The following is an 8,092-nucleotide window of genomic DNA, read 5'->3' as shown; positions in this document are numbered from 1 at the left end:
ACAGATTCACCGCACCGGCCTGCGGATGAAACGCAGCTACTTCCAACGCATCACCGAACTGGGCGTCCAAAAACTCCGCACCGGTCATCGTGGTGCCATCGGTCATGGCCAACACCACATCATCACCCGCACCGTCGAGGATGCGCAGATAATCCGGCAACGGCACCAACACCGTCGGGCGCGGCGCAGCCGTGGCAACCTTGCCGTCGCCGAAGAAAATCCCAATGAGGTTTTCGGCAATCTGGGGTGCAGCCGGACGATCCTGATCAATCCCTAACCGCCCAGCGTGCTCCATATCGGAGATCTCCCGCTCGTCATAGGTTAAGTGCAGGGTGCGTTTGCCGTTTCGCGACGGGCCGAACTTCGCCGCATCCACCGCCGGTGTCTTATCCGCCGGCACCAACGTACGGGCTGCCGCCTCAATCGCCCGGTAGCCACCTTCGACCTCAAGCAGGGCAAGGCGCAGTGCCCACCGCTGGGAGGCATCTTTCACCGGTGCGATGCGTCGCTCGATCAGAGCCAGCTCGTCGAGGGAGAAACCCCGAGCCCGCGTAGCGGCCACCGCCTGTTTGCGCGTGAACTTGGTGCGCCCGAAGTACACATCCCGCAGCCGCGCCCAGGCTCGCGCACGATCGGGTGCAAAGCCCGAGGCGAGTGCAACATCAAGGTCGAAGTCAGCCAGCGTCTCTAACGCTGCGGCCGACATCGCCTGCACTAACACCTCGAACGAATTCATGCCCAAGACGCTAGACCAAACCCGCAACCCACCTCTGCGAGCCTGTGAAATTTACAAAAACGCCCCTGTGGATAACCCCTAAGGCACCTGGTAGGCGAGGTCGCGTGCGTCGGTGACGAGCATCTTCCCCGGCGCGTGACAGATTGCCAGATCGGGCTTCGACGACATCACAATCGACTGCGGCGTGACCCCACACGCCCAGAACACCGGCACGGTGCCCGCGGGGATGTCCACGGCGGAGCCGAAGTCGGGCGAACCAAGATCAGCGATACCGATCGCGGAAGGATCCCCCACGTGCACGGGCGCACCATGCACGGCTGGGTAGCGCGACGTGATCCGTACGGCGTCAGACACCTGCGAGGCCGGAATCGGCCGCATGGAGACGACCATCTTGCCGGAGAACACTCCGGCGGGTTCGCAGTCGATGTTGGTCATATACATCGGCACGTTGCGCCCCTGCTCGATGTGAGCCACGGGCACTCCGTTGTCCAGCAGGGCCGCCTCGAAGGTGAAGGAACAGCCGATAAGGAATGCGACGGTGTTGTCGGTCCAGTATTCGGTGGCGTTGAGGGGCTCGTCGATAAGCGAGCCGCCCTTGAACACCCGGTAGGCGGGAATGTCGGTGCGAATATCGCCACCCGCGAGTAGCGACGACTCCACCTGCCCCGGCTCCAACACCCCCAGGATCGGGCACGGCTTCGGGTTGCGCTGCGCGAACAGCAGGAAATCGAACGCGTACTTCTTATCCAGCGCGATCAGGTTGGCTTGGGCGTAACCAGCGGAAAAGCCCGCCGTTGTCGGCACCTCGGTGGTGCGGAACAACGCGCGGGCTTGCGCTGGGGTCATAGAGGCGGGGTGCATGCCCTTCAGACTACGCCCACAACTTCGGCAGGGTGCTGATCGAGCTCCAGCCCATCCACGCGCAACCAACCAGCGTGATCGCACCGACGATGAGCATCCACATCGGCGGCTTGTAGCCACGCAGCAGGTCCTTGCGGAAGAAGCCGACGTAGAGGACGACGGCGAAACCGATCGGCAGGATCAGACCGTTGAAGGCGCCTGCGAAGATGAGGAGCTTCTGCGGTGCAGAGCCAACGAACAGGTAGATGACCGTGGAGATGACGATGAAGCCGACGGTGAGCCAGCCGCGCTTCTTCGGGTCGAAGCCCTGCTTGGTCAAAAACGAGATCGAGGTGAACGACGCGCCGATGACCGAGGACAGGCCCGCAGCCCACAGGACGAGGCCGAACATGCGACGGCCGATGTCGCCTGCGGCTTGGTAGAAGACGTCTGCGGCGGTGTTGTCCTTGGACAGTGCAACGCCCGTTGCGACGACACCCAGCACCGCGAGGAACAGCAGCACGCGCATGATGCCGGTGACGATGATGCCGGTGACCGAGGAGCGGGAGATGTAGTCGAGGTTTTCGGGGCCGGTGTGGCCGGCGTCGATAATCCTGTGCACGCCGGCGAACACGATGTAGCCGCCGACAGAACCGCCGATGAGGGTGGTGATGACCTTGAAGTCCACGGCGTCCGGGGCGACGGATTGGCGCATCGCCTCAGCCACTGGCGGGTTTGAGGAGATGGCGACGTAGAGCATGAGCAGGATCATCAGCGCGCCGAGGATGCCGACGAGGACGTCGAGGGCGGCGCCAGCGCGCTTCCAGAGGAACACACAGATGGCGATGATGGCGGAGATGGCGCCGCCGATCTTCGGGTCGACGGTGTCGCCGGTAAGCGCTTGGACGCCGAGGCCGGTGCCGGCGATGTTGCCGATGTTAAAGACGAGTCCGCCGATGCCGACGAGGATGGCCAAAAACCAGCCGAGGCCCGGCAGCACCGCGTTGGCAAGTTCGCTGGCGCGCAGGCCGGAAACGCCGAGGATGCGCCAGACGTTCAATTGGATGACGATGTCCACGATGATGGACAGCAGGATGGCGAACGCGAACGCCGCGCCCATCTGGACCGTGAAGACGGAGGTTTGGGTGAGGAAGCCCGGCCCGATGGCAGAGGTGGCCATCAGGAAGATGGCGCCGACCATGGGGCCGATGCCTCGTGCCGCTGCTGGCGGCTTGGTGGGTACGTCGGCTGCGGTTGAGCCGCCGGTGTTGGGGTTTGGAGCGGTCACGGGGGCACTCCTTTCAATGACGGGAATGTGACGTGGGTGATATTAGGGCATAAAAGCGCCCTGGGTGACACCTCGTCACACATCGTCACACCCGGGTTACCCCTAGTCGACTTTGAATTCCGCCATCTTGTCCCATTCGGTTTTGCCTTCGATGAGGGTGTTGATGATGGTCGGGGTTTCCTTCAGGATCGTCGGGAAGAATTCCTGCGCGGCCTTGAAGTGGTCGGAGTTGACGTGGGCTTCGGCGGCGTCGTCGTGGAATGCTTCGATGAGCAGGTATTCGTTGGGGTTGTCTTCGTTGCGGTACCAGTCGAAGAAGATGTTGCCTTCTTCGGCCCGGGATGCGTCGGTGAATTCTTTGACCAGTTCGCGGAAGTTGTCGACGTGTTCGGGCAGGGGCTTGAATCGTACGTTGATCAGAATCATGCGCCCCACCCTATGCGGAGTTAGCTTTCGAGTTGTTCGCCGAGTTCAAGCCATTCCATTTCGAGTTCCTCGCGGGCGTCTTTCGCTGCGGTGAGCTCTTTGGTTTTGGTGGCGATGGCGTCGAAGTCGCCGGCCTCGGATAGGGCGGTGATTTCGGCCTCGAGTGCTTCTGCTCGCTCGCTTTCCTTGGCGATTTTGCGTTCCAGTGCCTTCATTTGTTTGCGGATTTCGCGTTGTTCTTGCGAGCTCAAGCCTTCTTGCTTGTCGACGACGCCCTCGCCCCGGTCCCCCAAATCGAGCGGGCCCGTGTCTGTGGCTTCGGCAGCGCGGCGGTCTAGGTATTGCTGGATACCGCCGGGCAGGTTGGTTAAGGTGCCGTCGCCGAACAGCGCGTAGGTGGTGTCTGCGATGCGTTCGATGAGGTAGCGGTCGTGGGAGATAACCACGAGCGTGCCGGGCCAGGAGTCGAGGAGGTTTTCTAGCTCTTGGAGGGTGTCGATGTCGAGATCGTTGGTGGGCTCGTCGAGAAGCAAGATGTTCGGCTCCGCCATGAGCACGCGTGTGAGTTGGAGGCGACGGCGTTCGCCGCCGGAGAGGTCGCGCACGGGGGTGCGTTGGCGCTTCGGGGAGAAGCCGAGGCGTTCGGCGAGTTGGGAGGCGGACATTTCGCCTTTGCCGAAGGAGATGTAGGTGGCGACGTCCTCGACAGCGTCGATGACGCGGCGTTCCGGGTCGAGGTCGTCGAGTTCTTGGCGCAGCCAGCCGATGCGTGCGGTTTGGCCTTCGATGCGTTTACCCGCGGCGAGTGGGTATTCGCCGGCAAGCGTGCGCAGCAAGGTGGTTTTGCCGGAGCCGTTGACGCCGACAAGTCCGATGCGCTCGCCTGGGGCGAGGCGCCACGTGAGGTGGTCGACGAGCGTGCGGCCGTCGGGGGCGTCGATGCGTGCGTCTTCGAGTTCGATGACGACACGGCCTTGGCGTTGCTTGGAAAACGCCATGAGTTCGACGGTGTCGCGCGGCGGCGGGACGTCTTTGATCAGGGCTTCTGCGGCTTCGATGCGGTAGCGCGGCTTCGATGTGCGTGCGGGTGCGCCGCGGCGCAGCCACGCGAGTTCCTTCCGCGCGAGGTTTTGGCGGCGCTGTTCGATGGCGTCGGCTTGGCGGGCACGTTCGGCGCGCGCGAAGGTCCAGTCGTTGTAGCCGCCTTCGTAGACATCGACGGTGCCGTCGTGGACTTCCCAGGTCAGGGTGGCCACGGTGTCGAGGAACCAGCGATCGTGCGTGACGACGACCACCGCCACCTTGCGCGACAACAAATGGTCAGCGAGCCACTGCACGCCTTCGACGTCGAGGTGGTTGGTCGGCTCGTCGAGCACGACCAGGTCGAGGTCCTGCACGAGTGCCGCGGCGAGGTTCACGCGGCGACGCTCGCCACCAGAGAGGTTGCCTACCGGGGTGTCCAGGCCGAGCTCGGCCACGCCGGTGCCTTGAAGGACCTCGCGCACCTTGGCGTTAGAAGCCCACTCGTAGGTCTGCAGGCCGAGCGGTTCGACGACGGCTTGGCCGACGGTGAGGGTTTCGTCGAGGTCGAAACGCTGGGTGACCACTGCCATGCGCAGGCCCGAGTTGTGGGAGACGCGGCCCGCGTCGGGTTCCTCGATGCCGGTGAGCACTTCAAGCAGGGTGGTTTTGCCGCCGCCGTTGACGCCGACGATGCCGATGCGGTCGTTGGTTTGCACGCCGAGGGAGACACCGTCGAGCAGGGTTTTCAGCCCCCACGTTTTGGAGACGTTTTCAAGGTTGATCAGGTTAGCCATATCGGGTGCATAGTCTACGCACCCTGCCTAATCGGCGGTCTCGAGCACCGCGCCGTGGTCGGGTCCTTCGGCGACGAAGATCTCGTAGCCCTCGAATCGCTCCGCCAAGTGTTCGGCGACCCATTGGGCGTGCTCGAGGCTTTCGCACAGCACCGCGACCGTGGGCCCGGAGCCGGACACGATGGCGCGCAGGCCTGCCTCGTTGGCAGCGTCGATAAGCCGCTTGAGTTGCGGGCGCATCGACAGCGCTGCCGCGTCGAGGTCGTTGTGCAGCGCCTCTGCCACCCGCGCCGCGTCGCCCGAGGTCAACGCCTGGGACAGGCCTGCGGTGTTGAGGTGTGGGACGAGGGCTGGGTTGCCGTGACGCAGGTCGTCGAGAAGCGAAAATGCTCCGCCGGTGGAAATACCCACCTTGGGGTTGACGAACACCCAGTTCAAACGGCCGCGCGACAGCATTTCGACGAGTTCATCTCCCCGGCCGGTGCCGAGTGCTGTGCCGCCCATGAGCGAAAATGGCACGTCAGCGCCGAGCGACGCTGCCAACTCGTGCAACGTCTCAGCCGTAAGCGGCTCGCCGTGATCAGCCACGAGCGCGTTCGCGGCGACCAGTGCAGCGGCAGCGTCGGCGGAACCGCCCGCCATCCCGCCAGCGACGAAGACGTGCTTGGCCACCTCGATGTGGACCTCCGGAAGGGCAATCCCGGCGCGCTCGGCCACCGCGTTGACCGCGCGCCACGCCAGGTTGGTTGGCCCGTCGATGCTCTCTTCCGGCTCGTCGACGTAAAACGTGGTCTGCATGGAGCGCACGATGGGGCCCTCCGTGAGCGTGTCGGAGGCGACGAGTGTGACCACTTCGCGACGGTCCACGGCGTGGAAGACGGTGACTAGGTCGTGGTAGCCGTCGGCGCGGGCTTCCCCTACCCCGAGGTGGAGGTTGACCTTGCCTGGTGCGGAGGCGACGTACTTACGCATGGCCTAACTGTACAAAGTCGGCCACGGTAAGTTTTTCGCCACGCAGGCCTGGGTCGATTCCGGCTGCGCGCAGGGCCGCTTCGGCGTTCGCGGGCGAGCCGTAGATTCCTGCGAGTGTGGAGCGAAGCGTCTTGCGGCGTTGCGCGAAGGCGGCGTCCACGATCGGGAAGACGCGCTCGCGGAGTTCGCGCGGGTTGTCGTCGTTGACGTCGATGCGCACAAGCCCCGATTCGATGTTCGGCGCGGGCCAGAAGACGTGCTTGCCAATAGTGCCGGCGCGCGAGACGTCCCCGTAGAACGCAGCTTTGACACTCGGCACGCCGTAGATCTTGGAGCCTGGCACGGCAGCGAGGCGGTCGGCGACTTCCTTTTGCACCATGACCAGCACGCGCCTGATCGTGGGGAACTCCTCCAGCAGGTGCAACAGCACTGGCACGGAGACGTTGTACGGCAGGTTGGCTACCAGCGCTGTTGGCTCGACGTCGAGGTCGTCGCGGCGCGCCTTCAGCGCGTCGGTGGTGATCACGGTGAGGCGTTCGGCGTACTCGGGCGCACGCGCCTGAACGGTTGCAGGCAGACGCCCGGCGAGACGTGGGTCGATCTCAAGCGCGACGACCCGCGAGACCGTATCGACGAGCCCAAGCGTTAGCGACCCCAACCCCGGGCCAACCTCCACAACGACGTCGTCAGGCGAAAGCTCTGCGGCACCGACGATCATGCGCACGGTGTTCGGGTCGTGCAGAAAGTTCTGCCCCAGTTTCTTGGTAGGCGTGACGTCGAGTTCTGCCGCGAGTTCGCGGATCTCGGCCGGGCCGAGCAGCTGCGAGCCCGCCATTTAGCGCAGGCCCAGACGGGCGGTGCAGGCAGGCCACGCGCCCCAGCCCTGGGCGGCCTGGGTGCGCTCGGCGATGGCGATCTGCTGTTCGCGGGTGGCCAGGTCGGCGGTCGGCGCGAAGGCGGTGCCGCCGTAGGCGGCCCAGGTGCCTGGGTTGAACTGCAGGCCACCGTGGTAGCCGTTGCCGGTGTTGATGGACCAGTTGCCGCCGGATTCGCAGGCTGCGATCGCGTCCCAGACGGAACCGTTAGCCACGGCAGGGGCTGCCGCGCCGGTGTTACCCGTCTGCTTGGTGCCACGCGCGATGACGGCGGGCTTGCCCTTCTTGGTTTCCTTCTCCTCGGCAACGCCTTCGGATTCGACAACACCGTTGACGGTCACGGTGCGGTGGATGATCTGCTTTTCGCCCTGCACGCCTTCTTCGCGGACTTCTTCGGTGCCTTCGTCGAGGGTGTCGTCGTCAATGTATTCGGCGGGTTCTTCCACCGCGACGGTCTCTGGGCGGTCGATGGTGTTGACGCGGTCGAGGACGATTTCCATGCCCGGCACGATCGCGTCGGCGAGCGCATGGTTCAAACGGTCGTCGCTATCGAAGGTGACGCCACGCGCCGACAGCAGGTCGCCGACGGTTTTGGCTGCGGCGGAAACGTAGGTGAGGTTACCGCCGTCGCGAAGTGCCACGATCTTCGGTGTGGTCACGTCCACGTTGAGGCCTTCGGTGACCGTCTCGTCGCGGTCGATGTCCACGCCCGCGGCGGAGGTAACGCCGGCTTCCTCGAGCAGTTCGCCGACGGTGCTGGCGGTCGAGGTGATCTGCTGGGCAACACCGTCGACGACAACGGCGACCGGCTTGGCGGTGCGCACGGTGACGGTATCGCCACGCGAGATCTTCTCCCCCGGCGCTGGGTAGACGAGGTCCTGCGGGTCAACGTCAACGCCCGCGGACTGCAGTACGCCTGCGACGTCGGCGGCGTAGGTGCGGACGTTGGTTTCCTCACCGTTGACATCCACGGTGATTTGCTTCTGGGAAGCCAGCGCGGTGCCCGCGCCACCGACGAGCACGGCGCCGGCGACAGTGCCAACCGCGACGCGTTTTGCGGCGGAGTTCTTCGGGTTGATCCGCTTGATCTGACGAGACATTCGCGCTTCCTCCGAGGGGTTAACGTAAAGCAACTTCG

The 8,092-nt window shown here is 64.5% G+C and carries 7 protein-coding genes and 1 pseudogene; all 8 read right to left on the bottom strand.

Going from position 1 to position 8,092, the window contains the following annotated elements; all coding sequences use genetic code 11:
- Positions 1-736 (bottom strand): annotated as a pseudogene (locus HMPREF2736_RS11790) (HNH endonuclease); the annotation flags it as partial.
- A 78-nt stretch (positions 737-814) separates the two neighbouring features.
- Positions 815-1,597: a putative hydro-lyase gene (locus HMPREF2736_RS11785; protein WP_070829958.1), complete on the bottom strand. Its 783-nt coding sequence runs from the start codon at positions 1,595-1,597 to the stop codon at positions 815-817.
- Positions 1,598-1,607: 10 nt separating this feature from the next.
- Complete coding sequence (locus HMPREF2736_RS11780) at positions 1,608-2,777, bottom strand: NRAMP family divalent metal transporter (protein WP_083323084.1); 1,170 nt, start codon at positions 2,775-2,777, stop codon at positions 1,608-1,610.
- Positions 2,778-2,966: 189 nt separating this feature from the next.
- Entirely contained in the window at positions 2,967-3,290 is a 324-nt protein-coding gene (locus HMPREF2736_RS11775) for a putative quinol monooxygenase (protein ID WP_070829954.1), read from the bottom strand.
- A gap of 20 nt (positions 3,291-3,310) precedes the next feature.
- On the bottom strand, positions 3,311-5,107 hold the full coding sequence (locus HMPREF2736_RS11770) for an ABC-F family ATP-binding cassette domain-containing protein (RefSeq protein ID WP_070829952.1): 1,797 nt from the start codon (positions 5,105-5,107) through the stop codon (positions 3,311-3,313).
- Between the two features lie 27 nt (positions 5,108-5,134).
- On the bottom strand, positions 5,135-6,079 hold the full coding sequence (locus tag HMPREF2736_RS11765) for a 4-(cytidine 5'-diphospho)-2-C-methyl-D-erythritol kinase (RefSeq protein ID WP_070829950.1): 945 nt from the start codon (positions 6,077-6,079) through the stop codon (positions 5,135-5,137).
- Complete coding sequence (rsmA, locus tag HMPREF2736_RS11760) at positions 6,072-6,914, bottom strand: 16S rRNA (adenine(1518)-N(6)/adenine(1519)-N(6))-dimethyltransferase RsmA (RefSeq protein WP_070451766.1); 843 nt, start codon at positions 6,912-6,914, stop codon at positions 6,072-6,074. Before rsmA ends, HMPREF2736_RS11765 begins: the two co-directional genes overlap by 8 nt.
- Positions 6,915-8,054: a resuscitation-promoting factor gene (locus HMPREF2736_RS11755; protein ID WP_070421408.1), complete on the bottom strand. Its 1,140-nt coding sequence runs from the start codon at positions 8,052-8,054 to the stop codon at positions 6,915-6,917. It abuts the gene before it with no gap.
- Positions 8,055-8,092 lie beyond the last annotated feature (38 nt).

It is taken from the genome of Corynebacterium sp. HMSC036E10 (assembly GCF_001836265.1).
Classification (GTDB): Bacteria; Actinomycetota; Actinomycetes; order Mycobacteriales; family Mycobacteriaceae; genus Corynebacterium; species Corynebacterium coyleae.
This window is presented reverse-complemented; position numbering and strand designations above follow the sequence as displayed.